This window comes from Paenibacillus pabuli NBRC 13638 (assembly GCF_001514495.1).
Taxonomy (GTDB): domain Bacteria; phylum Bacillota; class Bacilli; order Paenibacillales; family Paenibacillaceae; genus Paenibacillus; species Paenibacillus pabuli.
The window spans coordinates 123,679-142,436 of record NZ_BCNM01000001.1; the positions used below are offsets into that span (position 1 = coordinate 123,679).

The window sequence follows — 18,758 nt, forward strand, 5'->3', positions numbered from 1 at the left end:
AAGACAGCGCCATGGTTAAATGGACGCTGTCTTTTTTGGGCTGCAAGGGTTAATTGTAATGTCTGCCGATTTGATAGGCTTGCTCCAACAAGCCTTCGATATGCGCTTTGGATTCGGATATGGTTTCATAGAGGAACTCGACTCGGGATTCCTGCATTCTTGCATAGCCTGCGATCCCATTATTCAGATAATTCGAAATCATGTTGTAATAATCGTATTTATGGAATGAAGCCTCCGTTCCTCCAGCTAGTGCAATCCAGAGTGCCTTTTTGGCGTTTGCCTTGTTCAGCAGACCCATGTTCCATACCTTGTCCAGATAGGCTTTGAGCATGGAAGGAACGTTATACCACCATATCGGGAAAACAAATACAATGGCATCAGCTGCGAGCACGCGATCCAGTTCTTTGCGAATTACAGGGGCATGCTGCTTGTCGGGGTTTTGCCAATCTCGCTCATCTTCCACGCTATATAATGGATCAAATCCATCACGATACAGATCAAGGATATCGATTTCGTGGTGATTCTCTTTCATCCCTTCTATAAAACGATTCATCACGGCAAATGTAAGGGAATCCTGTCTTGGGTGAGTAACGACCAGTTTGACTTTCATGTATGAGTAACCATCCTTTTTCCTTCATTTTTTTGGTTTAACGTTCTGACCAATGTTATTATAAGTTTCATGACATCTTATTGAGAAGTACGCACCTTCGAGTGCTGTAGATACCTTGAAGTTCTTCGGTTACTTTTAATAATGGATATATATATGTGATTTAAGGGGGATTACCAGTGGAAGAGGAAATGAAAAAATATGAGAGCGGTGTGCAGGCGATGCTGGAACTCGTCGGTGGAAAATGGAGAATTCTTATTCTGCATCAGCTGATATCAGGTAAAAAACGAACAAGTGAACTTCGCAGAGCCATTCCTGGCATTACGCAGAAGGTCCTTACCCAGCAGCTTCGTGATCTTGAGAAGAATGAAATCATCCATCGGATTATTCATCCCCAGATTCCGCCCAAGGTAGAATATGAGCTGACCGATTATGGCTTGACATTACAGGAGATCATCGACAGGATCTGTCTGTGGGGAGAGAATCATCTGGACAGAGTATATGGAGATAAAAGCAAAGTGCTGGAAGATCATTTTAGCGACTATATTCCGCTTTCAACTTCAACCTGAACTGACCGCCAAACTTCAAATAAAACAAAAAACCTTCCTGCATTGAAGAGGAGGTTTTTTGTTGTTTTTTTTCCTTTATCAGCGAAACTGATAAATGTCATAAAATCATTGAAATTGACCCTCAACACCCCGTGTGGTAGGTTCTAATTAGTAGAAATTAATATGATCATTTTAGTAGGAATTAAAATTGACGCAATGCGCGAGGTGGCAAATGGTGGAACTTCAAGTGACAAACAGCCCTTTTAATCAGGAACAGATTGAGCTGCTCAATCGCCTTATTCCTACATTGAACGATGGACAGAAAACTTGGCTTAGCGGATATCTGACAGCCATTCAAGGATTTGCGGCTGTAGCTGCACCTGCTGGTGTGGAACAACAGCCTGCATCTTCAGCAGGTATTACTCCTGAAATCGCACCTGCTGCGGTATCTAAGGAAGTAACAGTACTTTTTGGTTCACAAACTGGGAACTCCAGTGGACTGTCCAAGAAACTGGCGAAAAAGCTGGAAGAGCAGGGACTTCAGGTGACCCTGTCAGCAATGGGAGATTTCAAACCGAACGGACTGAAAAAAGTAGAGAATCTTCTCATTATTGTCAGCACACATGGAGAAGGCGAACCGCCGGATAATGCCATTCCGCTGCATGAATTCCTGCATAGCAAACGGGCTCCGAAGCTCGATGGACTGCGTTACTCCGTATTGGCTCTGGGCGATACTTCATATGAGTTCTTCTGCCAGACAGGAAAGGACTTTGATAATCGGTTGCAGGAGCTTGGCGGAACAGCGCTTGTACCCCGTGTGGACTGTGATGTTGACTTTGATGAAGCGGCGGCCGAGTGGATGAATGATGTGCTCGCTTCACTCAGCAGTACACCGGCATCTGCGGGAACGGTAACCAGTGAAGCCGTTGGGGCTGCAGGCAGTGGCGTTGAATCCGAGTTCAACCGGACGAATCCGTTCAGGGCGGAAGTGCTCGAAAATCTGAACTTGAACGGCAGAGGATCAGACCGAGAGACGCGTCATATAGAATTATCTCTGGAGGGTTCCAATCTGGATTATGAACCGGGCGACAGCCTGGGTGTATTCCCTGAGAACCATCCACGACTTGTAGATGAGCTGATTACAGCCATGGAATGGAATGCGGATGAGCGCGTTACGGTTAACAAAAGCGGGGATCAGGTATCTGTGCGTGAAGCACTGCTGCGTTATTTCGAAATTACCGCTGTTACGAAACCGGTTGTTGAACAGCTTGCAAAGCTGAGTCCAGGTAGCGGACTGCCTGCTCTGCTCGCAGATGATTCGGAATTCCGCAAGGTCATGAACAGCTGTGATCTACTGGATCTGGTACAGGATTATGGGCTCAAAGGTATTTCGGCTGCATCATTCATAGCTGTGCTTCGCAAAATTCCGGCACGTCTATATTCGATTGCAAGCAGTTCGAAGTCTTTCCCGGATGAAGTTCATCTTACGGTTCGTACCGTACGTTATGAAACTCGCGGCAGAGAGCGCTACGGGGTATGTTCTGTTCATCTGGCTGAACGAACTGAAATCGGCGATACATTGCCTGTTTTTATTCAGCAAAATCCAAACTTCAAATTACCGGAGAACCCGGACGCTCCAATCATCATGGTCGGACCAGGTACAGGCGTAGCTCCGTTCAGATCCTTCCTTGGTGAGCGTGAAGAGACGGGCGCAGAAGGCAAGACGTGGCTGTTCTACGGTGATCAGCATTTCTCCACGGATTTCCTCTACCAGACTGAATGGCAGCGTTGGCTCAAAGACGGTGTTCTAACGAAGATGGATGTCGCTTTTTCCCGTGATACGGAAGAGAAGGTATATGTGCAGCATCGGATGCTGGAACACAGCAAAGAGCTGTATCAGTGGATTCAGGAAGGTGCAGCTATATATATCTGTGGTGACGAAAAACGAATGGCACATGATGTTCATGCGGCACTCGCAACTATTCTTGAACAAGAGGGTGGCTTGACACCTGAACAGGCAGCGGAATATCTGACACGGTTGCAACAGGAAAAACGGTATCAGCGGGATGTGTACTAATTCCAGAGCATATGTCGGATAAGCATCCCGTGGATACGAGAGGAGAAAGCAGCATGGCTTATAATAACTTACTTAACCCGCAGCGTACGAACAGCGATGTGGAAGACATAAAGATCAAAAGTAACTACTTGCGCGGAAGTCTGACTGAAACGCTGGCAGACCGGATTAGCGGTGCCATTCCGGAGGACGATAACCGATTGATGAAACATCACGGTAGTTACATGCAAGATGACCGTGACCTGCGCAATGAGCGGAATAAATCCAAGCTGGAGCCCGCCTACCAATTCATGTTGCGTGTGCGTGCTTCAGGTGGGATTGTTACACCCGAACAGTGGCTGATGATGGATCGTGTTGCGCATAAATATGCGAATGAAACCATTCGTCTGACGACACGCCAATCATTTCAGCTGCATGGTGTGCTCAAATGGAACCTCAAAAATACGATTCGTGAAGTGAACGATTCGTTACTCAGCACCCTTGCTGCATGTGGCGATGTGAACCGAAACGTGATGTGCAACCCGAATCCGCATCAATCGGATATTCATGCCGAAGTATATGAATGGGCATGCCAGGTGAGCAATCATCTGGACCCACGTACCCGCGCTTATCACGAACTGTGGCTGGATGGGGAGAAAGTGATCGATTCACAGGACAATGATGAAGAAGTGGAACCGATCTATGGCAAAGTGTATTTGCCACGAAAGTTCAAGATCGGGATCGCCGTACCACCATCCAATGATGTAGATGTATTTTCACAGGATCTCGGTTTTATCGCTATTGTAGAGAACGGCAAGCTTCAAGGTTTTAACGTTTCTGTCGGCGGTGGGATGGGGATGTCTCATGGTGATCCGAAGACGTATCCTCAGGTGTCCAAAGTCATTGGTTTCTGTACACCAGAGCAAATGATTGATGTCGCGGAGAAAACGGTTATGATTCAGCGAGATTATGGAGATCGTGCAGTGCGTAAACATGCCCGTTTTAAATATACAATCGATGACCACGGCCTCGCTTGGTTCGTGGACGAACTGACCAGTCGCCTCGGCTGGAAGCTGGATGCGGCGCGTGAGTTCCATTTTGACCATAATGGAGATCGTTATGGCTGGGTGAAAGGAAGCAACGGCAGATGGCACTACACATTGTTCATTCAAAATGGACGGGTGAAGGATGTGGACGGTTATCCGCTCATGACAGGTCTGCGTGAAATTGCCAAGGTTCATACTGGAGATTTCCGCCTGACAGCCAACCAAAACCTGATTATAGGTAATGTTAGCAGCCAGAAGAAGAAAAAGATTGAGGCGCTGATTGAGCAATACAATCTGACGGATGGTGCTCATTACTCGGCACTCCGGAGAAGTTCCATGGCTTGTGTTGCGCTTCCGACCTGCGGTCTTGCAATGGCGGAGTCCGAACGATACCTGCCTTCTCTGATCGACAAGCTTGAGCCTGTACTGGATGAAGCGGGACTGAGAGACGAGGAAATTGTTATTCGTATGACAGGCTGCCCGAACGGCTGCGCAAGACCGATGCTGGCTGAGATTTCGTTTATCGGCAAAGCTCCGGGGAAATACAATATGTATCTCGGCGGAAGTTTTACCGGACATCGCTTGAACAAATTGTACAAAGAAAATATTGGCGAAACCGAAATTCTGGATACATTGACTCCAATGGTGAATCAATATGCCAGAGAGCGCAATGAGGGTGAACATTTTGGAGATTTCGTTATTCGTGCCGGTTATGTGCCTGAAGTGCTGGACGGTCAGCAGTTTCATGTCTGATTAGTTGAATTTGTGAAAAGAAGCATTCCTTAGGGAGGTGCTTCTTTGGCATTTATGGAGCTAAACTTAAAATTCTGAACGCTATATCTACTTGCCTTCTACCATTTTTTCGTGAGTCTAAACTTGTTGAAGTACGCCCAACAAGATATAATGACAAAGTAGAAAGCAGATTATATGTTGAAAGTGAGCGGAAACGATATGGGTCGTAAGTGGAATAATATTAAAGAAAAAAAAGCTTCAAAAGATGCAAATACAAGCCGGGTCTATGCCAAATTCGGCGTTGAGATTTATGTAGCTGCGAAGAAGGGCGAACCGGACCCGGAAGCGAACCGCGCACTGAAAGTCGTGCTGGAACGTGCCAAAACGTATAACGTACCGAAAGCGATTATCGATCGTGCCATGGAAAAAGCAAAAGGCAGCGGGGACGAGAACTATGAAGAACTGCGTTATGAAGGTTTCGGGCCCAATGGTGCCATGGTGATCGTGGATGCCCTCACCAACAACGTGAACCGTACCGCACCGGAAGTGCGCTCCGCATTCAACAAAAACGCGGGTAACATGGGTGTGAGTGGTTCTGTTGCTTATATGTTTGATCCGACAGCGGTAATCGGGGTAGAAGGCAAAACGTCTGAAGAAGTACTTGAAATCCTGCTTGAAGCAGATGTGGATGTACGTGACATCGTGGACGAAGATGAATCCGTTATTGTATACGCCGAACCAGACCAATTCCATGCGGTGCAGGAAGCATTCAAAGCTGCCGGCGTTACTGAGTTCACCGTAGCCGAGCTGACCATGCTTGCGCAAAACCATATTGAACTACCTGAGGATGCACAAGCTCAGTTCGAGAAATTGATTGATGCGCTTGAGGACCTGGAAGATGTTCAGCAGGTTTATCATAACGTAGAGTTCGTTTAAGCGAATTGAACGATACGTGTATCGTATCGTTTGCCAAAAAGAGTGTCTGGCCAATCAACGGATTGGGCTGACACTCTTTTTGTATTGTTCTTTTATGAGTCGGATTGCAATGTGCCAGAAGATTTTTTCGATTTGGCTGACTTGCTGCCGCCGAACTTGAATAGGATGATACCGCCAACGATTACGAGAACACCTATCAGCTGGTTCCACGAGAATGGAATTTGCTCCAGTCCGAGCCACCCCATGGAATCAAAGAGCAGGGCGAAACTTAGCTGGGAGGTGAGTACAATGGAGATGGCAAAGGTGGGACCGAGCAGCTTCATGCCCTGAACGAGACAGAAGACCACTCCAACCCCAATCGCTCCGCTCAGCCAGTACCAGGGCTGCATGTGCTGGAAGCTGAACGTATTTTGGCCCTCCACCAGTAGAGAAATCAGAAACGATGCAATAAACCCGGTGAAAAGCACCATCGTTGTTGTGGACCACGATCCGGTACGTTCATTTACCTTACTATTAAAGATGGTCTGCAGACTGACCAGAGAACCTGCCAGTAACGCAACCAAAATACCTGTAATGATCATAGGATGTAGCTCTCCTTATTCATAGATGTTGTGACCCGCAACTTCGGCCAGACCAGCCCGATCTTTGACCATAATAAATCCCTGATCACGCATAATTAATCCATCAGCACACAGCTTCTGAATCACGCGATTCAAGTGCCGGTAGCTCGTACCGATCAGATTAGCGATATCTGTCAAATTAAAGGCGTCCAATTCTTCGTGGATAACAGTCCCCGCTTCTTCGGTAGAGATGGAGAGCAAATAGCTGGCCAATCGAACCTCGACCGGATACATCAGGTTAAAGTTGGAGAAGTTCGAATCAATATAAAACTTGTGGGATATGATTTTGAGCAAAAATTTCAACAAAGGCGCATACTCGCTGGCATGTTCAGCCAGCCATTGATAATGAATGCGCAGCATCACCACAGATGAGACCGCCTGTACGGTGTTGACGATGCTGCTCTCCCGAACGTACTCGACATCACCAACCACTTCCAGCGGTGTTTTGAAGCAAAGAACGAGTGTTTTATCCTGTGGTGAGGTCGTGAAAATTTTGATTTTCCCCTCGACCAGCACGTATAGATATTCGGATATTTCGCCTTCACGGCAGATCAATTCACATTTCTCGAAGTGGCATAATGTCATATGTGGACGCAGGGGCTCGTGAAATACCGATTCGAGTTGATACTTCTTCAAATAGTGCAATAATTGATGTTCGTTCTGGACTTCTTCCATAATGTATTTCACCCCTGACTTTTATACTGGCCTGTTACAGCTTCATTATAATGACGCCGGTAACCATCAATGCGATACCCAGAAATTGTGGCAGTTTCATCTTTTGCTTCACAACGCCGAACCATCCGTTACTGTCAACCAGAAAGGTCAGAAACAGCTGAGCAATCAGCAGAGCTGAGATCGTAAAGGTTACCCCGATTTGCTGGATGGCCGTGACTTCGCTGAAAATGATGACTGCTCCAAATGCACCTCCCGCCAGGTACATGGGCTTCACTTGCTTTAATCCTTGCAGATTGATGTCACGTACAAACACCAGGATCAAAGCCGCCAGGATGAACCCGGTGAGCTGTGTAATCGTTGCGGCTTGCCAGGTGCCCATGTCCGTACTGATGCGAGTATTGGCAACCCCTTGCAGGGTAATGCATGCACCGCCTAATAGTGCAAAAATAATTCCTCTCATGGATGTACTCTCCTTGTCGCGTCATTACTTCTTCGATTTCTATTAAATGATATATCCACTCAAAAAGCCAAGGACAAATGTCCTCAGCTTGGAATTCACCGCATTTAGAGTACAACATAGAAGCAAAGAAATCCAGATACAGTCCCTATAGTGCAAGCATAATCGGCTATGTTACGAGCCATAGGGGGGAGGACAGTTGACAACTTAGAGTACTCTGTATACAGGTTGTTCTCCTACAAAGTGAACAGGCAGGTCAGGAAAGTTCTTCGTCAATCTCTCTGCCAGCATCTGCATTCCGGAAGCCTCACTTTCCGCATGTCCCATCATAATAAGCGCCTTTTGTTTTCCTTGCTGCACAGCATCACGTATGTACTCCGGTGTTTCCCATTCGAATCCTTCACCTGCGATAATCAGATCCAGTTCTTCTTGATGAAGCAGAGGAATGGTCAAATTGCCGTTGCCTCGAAAACCAACAAACACTGCTGCTCGTCTGCATATCATCTTTGGATCACCAGCTACGCGTAGATATTCGATTCCAAGCGAATGTTTAATATGTTCCGCAATAAGCTGAACTGTCATTCCTTCTGGGAAGGACAGAAGGTCAGCTTCCGGTTTACGCTGTACCACATAAGAGGACCACCCTAATGCATGAACCAATCCTTCCGTAATGCCATCCGGTTGATAGCGGTGAATTGCATCATGACAGCGATAAATGGCGATGCCCGCTTCGTTGATCAGCCTATTTTTCGTTTCATAGACAGGGTCTTTGGCAAGCCAATCGGTGTGGCTATGATGATTGTAAAATGGAGGCTCATGGGCGATAATTAAGTTGGCACCACGCTGTATGGCATGCTCAATCACATGTTGCGTAGGCATAAAAGTTACAAAGACGCCTGTGACAGTTTGGTTGGGAGAGCCCGTGATCAGTTGATCCACCGTGTTTTCAGGTAACTTAACTTCAGCAGTCAGGTGGTCTATAATGTGTTGAATGGTTATATTCATGGGTATAATTCCTCCAATAACAGGATATGCCCAGTGTACCATGTTGATGGTCGAACAGCATTATGGATATGGTCTTTTCTGATCAGCAGATTCATATCGTTTTCTCATAAAAGAAAAAGTATACTTATATAGAGTCTTTATCTAGATGATATGGAGTATCCATGACTTAGAAGGGCGATGATTACATGACAGCCAGTACCATTATGGAACGTCTGAAGAGTGAGACAGCTCATTATCACAGACAAGTGGAACAGAATGATTATGCCAAGGCTATTATGAATCAAACCATTAGCTTGGGAGCGTATAAGAAATATCTGGAGAAATTTTACGGGTTCCTGAAACCGTTGGAAGATCAGGCGGTACAGCTGCCATTCTGGGAGAGCATTGGACTGGATATCGGAATTAGAGGTAAAGCAATTTTACTTGAAAATGATTTGCGGAATCTTGGCGCCAGTGGAGAGGAAATCAGCCAGGTTCCTTTATGCAAAGATCTTCCGGATATCTCGACACCAGCTAGGTTGTTCGGTTATTTGTACGTCATTGAAGGATCTACGAACGGAGGTCAGATCATGACCAAACGTTTGTCACAGTTCCTGCCGATTGAAGCGAACCGGGGTCTGGAGTATTTTAATGCCTATGGCGCGGAAACCAGAGCAAGATGGGCCGAGTTCACGGAACTACTGCGTCAATCCATCACAGCTGAAGAAGATCACGACATTATGGTGCATTCGGCTTCCGAAACATTCCGCTTGCTTGATCAATGGATTAATACAGATTCATAAAACGAAAATCCGAAAGTTCTATTGAAGTGATATAGGATATAGTAAAACCGTATAGAGGAGAGTGGTTTAAACTGGATATCAGTTTGAATCGCATCTCTTTTTTTGTTGTTAAAGGGAAAGTCCTATTTTCGCCACCGCAGACATAAGACAAGTGTTATAATGAGGCATATGGATACACCTGTTCGTATTCTCTAGTGAAGGATGGTGTAATAGAGTTCGATGAAAGAGGATTCAAGACAACTGGAATTTATGGAGATCGATTTAAGTGAAGAGCCGGAGACAACTGTTGTTCCGGTTCCTGATCGTTCGACGATTGTTCGTGCTGATCTCAATCTAACATTGTCTGGTGGCATATTGTCGTCGGAGAAACGATTTGTGGAGGAGGCGAGGCAGCTCGCAGAGATGGAAGGGGAGGAAACTCCTTGGGTTCCTTTCATGAGTTATTGGCCGACCTATGGTGTCATGAGTGCACCCCAACGGAAGTGGTATATGTATTGGAGGACCGAAGTGCGGCAAGGGCGATTCCCGGATACGGATCTGTCCTATCTGTTTGTCCACATTTATGAGCTGATTAACGGAATTGGTTGGCAGGAACCCCAGTCAGGTTACAATCAATTAAAAGAACTTTGGATCAACTACCGTGAACGTCTTCCGCAGCTGGATGTGTATATGCAGGAGTGGATCATTGATTTTGGACTGGTACACAAGCTGAATATGTCCATCTCCGAGATGGTGGACCTCACAAGCGGTTATCTGCCCATGGAAGTTCTGGATATGGAGCTGCAGCGGCTGCTGAACAATCATCTATCTGGAATCTCGCTGAAACTGTTACAACGATATTACGATTACGACATCACACTCAGCAAATTTTACAGGGATGGTGGCAAGGACGTGCTGGGAGAGTATATTCCCCGGGTAATGTCTCTGGTTGATTCTTATCTTCTGCGCACACGCGAGGTGGGGATATCAGATCAGTTTGAACTTCGGAATAAGGAACGGACTATGGAACGCATGCTGTTTCGCAAAGCTGTATATGACCACTCCATATATGGTAAATCGGTTCAGCTTACCTACATACCGATTGGAGAACATACCGATTTTGTCCAGTTCGTAACACGCATATTTCGATGCACGGAAAATAAATGCCGTGAACTGCTCGGCTTCAGAGGACGACTTCGTGGAAAGACCCTTGAACCTGAGCTTGCACATGTGATTGAACGTTACCTGGACAAAGCCTTTGCAGCCGAGCGCGCCCCGGCAGCAGAGCAACCGATGATTCGAATCGATGCCGAGAAACTTGTATCTTTACAGGAGGAAAGCGAGTATGTACGGAGAGCACTCATGATTGAGGAAGAGCCGGTTTGCGAGGATGGGAATAGCGAAGCGACTATGTTAATCCCGTCTTCAGTTCACGAAACTGAAGATCTGAAGAGGGTAAAGGATACGAAGGCGTCCAACGAGCAGGAGCCGCCGTGCGTTGAAGTCCACATTAGCCCTTCCGAGGAACAAGCGGGCATGGAGCCATTGACGCTGCAATGGGAGGCAGCTTCTTCTGATCTGGATGAAGAATGGGTACATTTCTCAGGGATGCTCTCTCCTCAGCATGTACAGGCGATCCATGCCCTGCTTGGTGGTAATCCGGATGCGGAACTGATGCGAGTAGCTGAGCGACACGGTACGATGCCTGCACTTCTGTTGGATGAAATTAATGATCTGGCCATGGAATCGATTGGTGATCTTCTGGTTGAAGACGACCGGCTGGTTTCGGAATATATGAATGTGTTTGAACAAGTGAAGAGGTGATGAAGCAGTGACAGAACTCAAAATACCGAAGCGCCTGACCACCGCATTGGTAAATTCGTTGACAGCAGGTGTTGTGCCCCGAATCGGATTGGAACAGATTGCTGTTGGCCGGAAGGCTGAAGTGGACGCAATCTTGCGGGATATGGACAACATTGCCGAGGGCGGTGCAGCCTTTAAGCTGATTACAGGAAGGTATGGCAGCGGCAAAAGTTTTCTTTTGCAAATGATTCGTAACTATGCGATGGATCGGGAATTCGTGGTGGCGGACGCTGATCTGTCACCAGAGCGCAGACTGGTGGGAACCAAAGGTCAGGGGCTCGCAACATACCGTGAGCTGATGACACGATTGTCCACCCGCACACGTCCTGATGGCGGGGCACTAGAACCCATTTTGCAGAAATGGATCGCCGGTCTTCAGCAGCAAGCCATGCAGAGCCAGGGCTTGCGCCCGGATGATCCCGCTCTTCCCGCTGAAGTGGAGAAGCAGATCTATACCGTAACAAATGAAATGCAGAATCTGGTGCATGGTTTTGATTTTGCCAAAGTGCTGGCTTCGTACTGGAACGGGTATAAATTAGCGGATGATGACCGTAAACAAGCAGCGCTGCGCTGGTTGAGAGGGGAATTTGCCACCAAGACGGAAGCGAAGAAAGAGCTGGCTGTCGGCGTCATCATAGACGATGATAACTGGTACGACTATTTTAAATTATGGTCCGAATTTACAGCACGGATCGGGTATAAAGGACTACTGTTGTTCATTGATGAAGCGGTGAATTTGTATAAAATCACCAACAGCATTTCAAGGCAAAGCAACTATGAGAAGCTGCTCACCATGTTCAATGATACAATGCAAGGCAAAGCGGAACACCTCGGCATTTTTGTAGGCGGCACGCCACAATTTGTCGAGGATGAGAGACGAGGACTTTTCAGTTACGAAGCACTCCGCTCCAGACTCATTGATGGCCGCTATGCAGCAAGGGCATATGCGAACTACACAGGACCCATACTGAAACTTACGATGTTGTCCCATGAAGAGATTTTGATTCTGTTGCAGAAACTGCGTCAGATTCATGCCCTGCATTTTGGATACAGTGTAAGTCTGACGGATGAGGATTTAATTGATTTTATGCAAACAGCGGTTAACCGCCTCGGTGCCGATGAGTTACTGACCACACGGGAAGTGGTACGGGATTTCATGGATGTACTTCATACGCTCCATCAGAATTCCGAAGTGACCTATGCCCATTTGCTTGGTGAGCGAGCAGTCAAACGACAGGAAGCAGGAAAAGCAGCGGATTCTTCGTCATCTTCCGATGATTTGGATGATTTTCTGGCGGAGTTTGAATTATGAGTGAGAATCCTTTTTATCGGTTGGCTCCTTTTGTACAGGAATTTATTTATAAAAAACGATGGGAATCACTTCGGCCTGCCCAGATTGAAGCTTGCAACATTTGCTTTCATACTCCGCATCATATGCTGATTGCGGCAGGCACAGCCTCCGGCAAAACGGAGGCGGCTTTTTTTCCGGCGCTGACCGAGCTGCATGAACGGCCCTCCAAATCCGTGGGCATCTTGTACATCGGGCCGCTTAAGGCATTGATTAATGACCAATTCGAGCGACTAAAGGACTTGTTGTCAGAGGGGAATATTCCGGTATGGCATTGGCATGGGGATGTGCCCCAGGCAGAGAAAACCCGTCTCATGCGGCATCCATCCGGTGTGCTTCAAATTACGCCTGAATCGCTGGAAGGTCTGCTAATGAATCGCCCCAATGCAATTCCGGCGCTATTTCATGATCTGCGGTACGTCATTATTGACGAGGTTCATGCATTCATGGGGGCAGATCGTGGCATTCAGGTGTTGAGTGAGCTGGCACGAATTGAACGCATGGCTGGATGTAAACCGAGAAGAGTGGGATTATCTGCGACACTGAGTGATTATGATGCTGCTACAGCCTGGCTTGCTGCGGGAACTGAACAGGGGGTGGATGTGGTTTCTTCCCCCGGTGGTCGCAAGCTGCGTCTGCGGGTGGAGCATTTTTCATTTCCTGACGCACGGGATGAAGAACAGGCGGAACATCTGCATAACGCACGTAAAGTCTATTACGACTTCATCTATGAGAGTACACATCGCAAGAAAGCTTTGATTTTCACTAACAGCCGGACGGACGCCGAAGTTACCATACTTGAGATGCGGCGTGTCGCTGCTCGGAGACAGGAGCGAGATGTCTTCCATGTGCATCATGGCAGTATCTCCGCCATGCTGCGAGAAGAGACGGAAGCCGCTTTGCGGACGGGATCAGGACCAGCCGTAGCAGCCGCGACCGTAACTCTGGAACTCGGTATCGACCTGGGTGAACTGGAGCGGGTGGTTCAGCTTGGAGCGCCTTATAGTGCATCGAGCTTTGTGCAGCGTCTGGGACGATCAGGCAGGCGCGAGGATATGGCATCCGAGATGCTATTTGTATGTCCGGAGGAAGAGGATGAAGAGGCTCAGCTTCCTGCACGCATGCCATGGACACTTATGCGAGCCATTGCTGTTATTGAATTGTATGTGAAGACCAAGTGGGTTGAACCGCTGGAAGCCCGCAGCATGCCAATGGGCGTACTCTATCATCAGACGATGAGCATGCTGAAAAGTATGGGGGAGGCTGAACCAAGGGAACTGGCGGAAGCTATCCTTTCCCTGGCACCATTCGCGCAGATCCGCGCAGATCAATATCAGGTTTTTCTAAATTATCTGATTGAGACGGATCATCTGCAGTGGACAGAAGAGCGGACATTAATTATCGGGCTTACGGGTGAGAAAACCGTGAATAACTATCGCTTTTACGCGGTATTCAAAGATGATGAAGAGCACAAAGTGCTGAACGGTTCCGAGGAGATTGGATCGATTACAACCGTGCCGCCTCCTGGATACTGTTTTTCCCTTGCCGGAAAGCTGTGGAAAGTGGAAGAGGTGGACCATAAGCACAAATCCGTGTACGTAAAGTCCGCCAAAGGCAAAGTTGACACGTTATGGCTCGGTGCTGGTGGCGATATCCACACCACCGTCGTTCAGAAAATGCGTGAAGTACTGTCAGACTCGGTGATATACCCCTATTTGTCCCCGCAAGCGGTGAATCGTCTGGAGCGGGCTCGACGTCTTGCTCGTGAGAGCGGCCTGCTGAAGCAGGTGGTCATTCCTGCGGGTGGAGATTCCTTATATGTGCTGCCTTGGGTGGGAAGCAAGCCTTTCCGAACATTGGAGCGACTAATGAAGCATAATTTGTCTGACAAGCTGGCCTTGCGTTCTATTGTGCCGATGGAGCCATATTATTTTGTGGTGTCTGGCAAAGCGGATGGCCGCACACTTTTGGCTGAAATCATGAGTGAGTGCCGAACAGCAGCAGACGCATCTGCGTTACTCGCTGAAGATGAAGCTCCGTATCTTGGCAAATATGATGAATTCGTGGCTCCTTCGTTGATCCGTGAGGCCTTTACAGTGGACGGATTGGATTTAACTGGTCTGAAAGAAGGATTGCAGCAAACGTTGGCCTGGGATTCTACAGCGACAGAATGACGTAATAACGCTTGTCTAAAGCTTTGAATTTGAATTAAAAAAATTTAAATAATGAATCAGGGTTGACACCACCTCACCTGCCATGTAATATATGAAAAGTCGTCACACACGAATCACAAACAAATGCATATATCATTTCGTATAACCTCGCAGGCCGAAAGTGTACACAGGGCGAGGGTCTCTACGGGAAGCCTATACTTCCTAACTACGATGCCAGGGAATCATTGTATTCCTTGCTCGTAGTTAGGATTTTTTGCATTTGGATGGTGTCTGTGACCTTGGCATGGATCCAAACATGCGGACGCATTTTTCGATCATCAGGAGGTTTTTTTTACAATGAAATATTATCTGTCTGTTCTCGCAGGAGCGATGAGCTATGGCATATTATCAACAATTGTGGTTCTGGCTTACGGCGAAGGGTACAAACTTGGAGAGGTCGTGGGCACACAATTGATCACGGGCTTCATCCTCTCCTGGATGCTGGCATTATACTCGAAGTTTAGAATGAAACGGAATTCACAGGCAGATGGAAAACCATCAGCAGCTGTGGCCAAAGCATTCCAGAAATTAACATGGAAGCAGCGTTTGATGTTGATGGCTGCAGGGACGCCAACAGTGATTACCGGTCTCGTCTATTACCAGTCTTTGCGATACATTCCCGCGTCGCTGGCCATTATTCTTTTGTTCCAGTTTACGTGGATTAGCGTATTGATTCAGGCCGTCAGCAAACGTCAGCGTCCTGACAAAGTAACCTTCCTGACATTGATTATTCTGTTTGGTGGTACCTTGCTGGCAGCAGGTTTCCTGGAACAAGGGCTTGGCGAGTTTAACGGTCTGGGTATTGCCCTTGGACTAATGGCTGCTGTAAGTTACTCGTTGTTTGTACTGTTTAGTGGAAAAGCGGTTCCAACAGCCCATCCGGCCTTTCGCAGTGCCTGGATGGTCACAGGGGGGTTGATCCTGCTATGCATCCTGTTCCCGCCGACGTTCCTGTTTAACGGCTTAATCTGGAGTCAGCTGCTTGTTTTCGGATTGCTGCTCGGATTCTTCGGAGCTTTTATCCCGCCAGTTCTGTTCGCTGTTGGTGTTCCTCATATTGGAGGCGACATGGCCGGAATTCTTGGTGCAGTCGAACTTCCAATTGCGGTATTGCTCTCATCTATTGTGCTTCATGAGCATGTCAGTGCATTGCAGTGGATCGGGGTTATCGTCGTTCTGGTTGGTGTAGCTCTGCCGGAGTTATACAAGTTGCGAATGAGACGACGTCGAAGCACACCTATTTACTCCTCCTGAGCGGGGAGTAGATAGAGGTATGAGAAAAGTAGCTATAGATAGATGAAAGAGCCTGAATGATCAGGCTCTTTTTTATGAACACATTTGACTTGGTTGTCTCATGCTTCATGTTGATATGGCCCATACGAGTCATTTTCATTTTTAACCGAATGGGGTATGCTGAAGAAGAGTTGCAATAGAATGGGAACATAGAAAGAGGAGCGTTGAGATGAAAAGCAGGATTAGCAAAATCTGGCCTTGGCTAACGCTGGGTCTTACTGTAGTTGTGCTGTTAGGATCTTTTATGGTTTATTTTATGGGCAAGGATATGTCCCCTGGCTCGGGAAGTGCCGTAACAGCCAAAGCCGAGACGGCGGAGGACTTGAAAGGATATGAAGTTATTGATGTGAACGTAAGTAATGACGGTTTTGAACCTAATGTTATTGAGGTTAAATCCGGCGTACCTACCAAGATAAATTTTATTCTTACCCGGCAGGTCACACATGTCAAATCGGTTGGATCAAGTAAACTTGGCATGGACCTGTATATGCAAAAGGGAGATAATTACTACACGATAGACAAGGATTTACAGCCTGGGGAATATGAAATTCACTGCGGGATGTACATGATTTACGGAACGGTAAAGGTCATATAAAATGAGAGGGGTAAGGATTCCGCAATCGAATCTTTGCTCCTCTTTTCTATGCATGATATCATTGAAAGTGATATATTCCATCTGGAGGTGGCCAACTATGAAAGCGCTATTTATTGGAGGGACAGGTACCATCAGTACAGCCATTACGAACCAGCTTGCCAAACAGGGCTGCGAACTTTATCTGATCAACCGGGGCAATCGAAATGACGTTTTGCCAGCAGAAGTGAAGATCCTTCAAGCCGATATCAACGATGAAGCGCGGGTTGCGGAGCTGATTGCTGACCTGGAGTTCGATGTTGTCGCAGACTTTATTGCGTTTGTGCCTTCTCAACTGGAGAGAGATTATCGTTTGTTCAAGGACAAAACGAAGCAGTTTATATTCATTAGTTCGGCATCTGCCTACCAGACACCGCTTTCGGACTATCGAATCACAGAAGGCACGCCATTATCGAATCCATATTGGGAATATTCACGCAACAAGATTGCTTGCGAAGACTACCTCATGAAGCAGTATCGTGAAGAAGGATTCCCGGTAACCATTGTGCGTCCTAGCCATACGTATAATGAACGTTCAGTACCTCTCGGTGTGCACGGAGCAGAAGGCAGCTGGCAGGTTATCAAGCGCATGCGTGAAAATAAACCGGTAATCATTCATGGCGACGGTACATCGCTCTGGACCATAACGCATAACCGCGATTTTGCCAAAGGTTTCATTGGCCTTATGGGCAACATTCACGCCATCGGTGAATCGGTACATATTACCTCGGATGAGTCGGTCACCTGGAATCAGATCTATGAAATTATTGCAGATGTGCTTGGTGTCAAGCTGCATGCCGTTCATGTATCTTCCGAGTTCCTGGCAGCGTGCAGTGATCAGGATCTTCGTGGCGGTTTGCTGGGTGACAAGGCGAATACGGTCGTATTTGATAATCGGAAATTAAAAAGACTTGTTCCGGAATTTGTGGCAACGACAAGAGCCGATCAGGGAATCCGGAGTACCATAGAATATATTCTTGCCCATCCTGAATTGCAGACCGAAGATCCCGAATTTGATACATGGTGTGACAGAGTGGTCGGTGCATTGGATGAGGCGTTGTTGAAAATTAGAGATAAGAAGTGAGGCGAGCATATGTCCCAAACCGGGCATCGACTGGTAAAAGAAATTAGCAAAACCGTCACTTTGGACTATTTGCTGCATATTCCCGAGATGGAGGGACCAGGTGCTGCGGACCAGAAATGGCCTGTCATTTTGTTTCTTCATGGTGCTGGGGAACGCGGAAATGATCTGGAAATGCTTAAAGTAAACGGGGTCCCTCTTATTGCGGATCAGGACAAGAGTTTCCCGTTTATCGTGATTTCGCCGCAATGTCCTGTGGATGAATTTTGGGGTATGCATCGCGAAGCTGTTATGGCCCTTCTGGAACATGTTTTGGAAAACGAAGCAGCTGACCCCGACCGGGTGTATCTAACAGGTCTGAGTATGGGCGGGTATGGTACTTGGGATCTGCCACTGTTTTACCCTAATACATTTGCAGCATTGGCTCCTGTATGTGGGGGAGCAGACCCTTCCAAAGCGGAAGAACTGCGTAATATACCGATCTGGGCGTTTCACGGGGCGAAGGATGACATCGTTTATGTTTCTGAATCCGAAAAGATTGTGAATGCACTTAAGGCATTGAATGCGGATGTGAAGCTGACCATATACCCGGAAGGCGATCATGATGCCTGGACGGAAACGTATGCTAACCCGGAATTATACAAGTGGTTTCTCAGCCATAGTTTATAACTGCTCACCCTTAGAATGAAGAGTTTCACCTTACGCGAGGTATTTACAATCCTTATTCGAATCGTTATAATCAAGAAAAAATGACACTTGTTAGGGGAGGCACCCCAACAGAGGACTTTGTTCCTTTGTTGGGGTGCCTCCTTTTTTCGTGTGCAGAAAAGGAGAGCAGACGTTGAAGAAATCCCGAAAAGCTGTGAAAAAACAAGCCGAGCAACTGACC

The 18,758-nt window shown here is 47.1% G+C and carries 17 protein-coding genes and 1 riboswitch; of the genes, 12 read left to right on the plus strand and 5 right to left on the minus strand.

Annotation, left to right across the window (positions count from 1 at the left end; all coding sequences use genetic code 11):
• Positions 1-49: 49 nt before the first annotated feature.
• Complete coding sequence (locus tag PPA03S_RS00280; RefSeq protein ID WP_062318779.1) at positions 50-610, minus strand: NAD(P)H oxidoreductase; 561 nt, start codon at positions 608-610, stop codon at positions 50-52.
• 176 nt (positions 611-786) lie between these two features.
• On the opposite strand from PPA03S_RS00280, the gene PPA03S_RS00285 reads away from it, so the two are divergent.
• The 4 genes from PPA03S_RS00285 (at position 787) to PPA03S_RS00300 (ending at position 5,922) form a co-directional block, all read left to right on the plus strand.
• The gene (locus tag PPA03S_RS00285; protein WP_062318780.1) at positions 787-1,176 is read left to right on the plus strand and encodes a winged helix-turn-helix transcriptional regulator; all 390 of its coding nucleotides are present in this window, start codon (positions 787-789) and stop codon (positions 1,174-1,176) included.
• 214 nt (positions 1,177-1,390) lie between these two features.
• Positions 1,391-3,232, plus strand: a complete 1,842-nt coding sequence (locus tag PPA03S_RS00290; protein ID WP_062318781.1) for an assimilatory sulfite reductase (NADPH) flavoprotein subunit — start codon at positions 1,391-1,393, stop codon at positions 3,230-3,232.
• A 53-nt stretch (positions 3,233-3,285) separates the two neighbouring features.
• Complete coding sequence (gene cysI / locus PPA03S_RS00295; RefSeq protein ID WP_062318782.1) at positions 3,286-5,007, plus strand: assimilatory sulfite reductase (NADPH) hemoprotein subunit; 1,722 nt, start codon at positions 3,286-3,288, stop codon at positions 5,005-5,007.
• A gap of 198 nt (positions 5,008-5,205) precedes the next feature.
• The gene (locus PPA03S_RS00300) at positions 5,206-5,922 is read left to right on the plus strand and encodes a YebC/PmpR family DNA-binding transcriptional regulator (RefSeq protein WP_062319838.1); all 717 of its coding nucleotides are present in this window, start codon (positions 5,206-5,208) and stop codon (positions 5,920-5,922) included.
• A gap of 92 nt (positions 5,923-6,014) precedes the next feature.
• On the opposite strand, the gene PPA03S_RS00305 is transcribed toward PPA03S_RS00300, so the two are convergent.
• From PPA03S_RS00305 to PPA03S_RS00320, 4 genes are all read right to left on the minus strand, one after another.
• Positions 6,015-6,503 (minus strand): DMT family transporter, encoded by a 489-nt coding sequence (locus PPA03S_RS00305; RefSeq protein ID WP_411835311.1) that lies wholly within the window; start codon positions 6,501-6,503, stop codon positions 6,015-6,017.
• Positions 6,504-6,518: 15 nt separating this feature from the next.
• Entirely contained in the window at positions 6,519-7,217 is a 699-nt protein-coding gene (locus PPA03S_RS00310) for a Crp/Fnr family transcriptional regulator (protein ID WP_062318783.1), read from the minus strand.
• Positions 7,218-7,251: 34 nt separating this feature from the next.
• A complete protein-coding gene (locus PPA03S_RS00315) occupies positions 7,252-7,677 on the minus strand; it encodes a DMT family transporter (protein WP_024633836.1) in 426 nt (141 codons plus the stop codon).
• Positions 7,678-7,881: 204 nt separating this feature from the next.
• Positions 7,882-8,679 (minus strand): Nif3-like dinuclear metal center hexameric protein, encoded by a 798-nt coding sequence (locus tag PPA03S_RS00320; protein WP_062318784.1) that lies wholly within the window; start codon positions 8,677-8,679, stop codon positions 7,882-7,884.
• A 185-nt stretch (positions 8,680-8,864) separates the two neighbouring features.
• On the opposite strand from PPA03S_RS00320, the gene PPA03S_RS00325 reads away from it, so the two are divergent.
• The 8 genes from PPA03S_RS00325 to PPA03S_RS00360 all read left to right on the plus strand — a co-directional run bounded on the left by PPA03S_RS00325 (position 8,865) and on the right by PPA03S_RS00360 (position 18,538).
• The gene (locus PPA03S_RS00325) at positions 8,865-9,461 is read left to right on the plus strand and encodes a biliverdin-producing heme oxygenase (protein ID WP_062318785.1); all 597 of its coding nucleotides are present in this window, start codon (positions 8,865-8,867) and stop codon (positions 9,459-9,461) included.
• Positions 9,462-9,680: 219 nt separating this feature from the next.
• A complete protein-coding gene (locus PPA03S_RS00330) occupies positions 9,681-11,264 on the plus strand; it encodes a TerB N-terminal domain-containing protein (RefSeq protein ID WP_062318786.1) in 1,584 nt (527 codons plus the stop codon).
• A gap of 7 nt (positions 11,265-11,271) precedes the next feature.
• A complete protein-coding gene (locus PPA03S_RS00335) occupies positions 11,272-12,615 on the plus strand; it encodes an ATP-binding protein (protein WP_062318787.1) in 1,344 nt (447 codons plus the stop codon).
• Entirely contained in the window at positions 12,612-14,825 is a 2,214-nt protein-coding gene (locus PPA03S_RS00340) for a DEAD/DEAH box helicase (RefSeq protein ID WP_062318788.1), read from the plus strand. The genes PPA03S_RS00335 and PPA03S_RS00340 overlap by 4 nt, the downstream gene beginning before the upstream one ends.
• 117 nt (positions 14,826-14,942) lie before the next feature.
• Positions 14,943-15,053, plus strand: a riboswitch (purine riboswitch).
• Between the two features lie 108 nt (positions 15,054-15,161).
• Complete coding sequence (locus tag PPA03S_RS00345; RefSeq protein ID WP_062318789.1) at positions 15,162-16,118, plus strand: EamA family transporter; 957 nt, start codon at positions 15,162-15,164, stop codon at positions 16,116-16,118.
• Positions 16,119-16,326: 208 nt separating this feature from the next.
• Positions 16,327-16,752: a cupredoxin domain-containing protein gene (locus PPA03S_RS00350; RefSeq protein ID WP_062318790.1), complete on the plus strand. Its 426-nt coding sequence runs from the start codon at positions 16,327-16,329 to the stop codon at positions 16,750-16,752.
• A 97-nt stretch (positions 16,753-16,849) separates the two neighbouring features.
• Positions 16,850-17,872 (plus strand): SDR family oxidoreductase, encoded by a 1,023-nt coding sequence (locus tag PPA03S_RS00355; RefSeq protein WP_062318791.1) that lies wholly within the window; start codon positions 16,850-16,852, stop codon positions 17,870-17,872.
• Positions 17,873-17,881: 9 nt separating this feature from the next.
• Complete coding sequence (locus PPA03S_RS00360; RefSeq protein WP_062318792.1) at positions 17,882-18,538, plus strand: carboxylesterase family protein; 657 nt, start codon at positions 17,882-17,884, stop codon at positions 18,536-18,538.
• Positions 18,539-18,758: the final 220 nt, after the last annotated feature.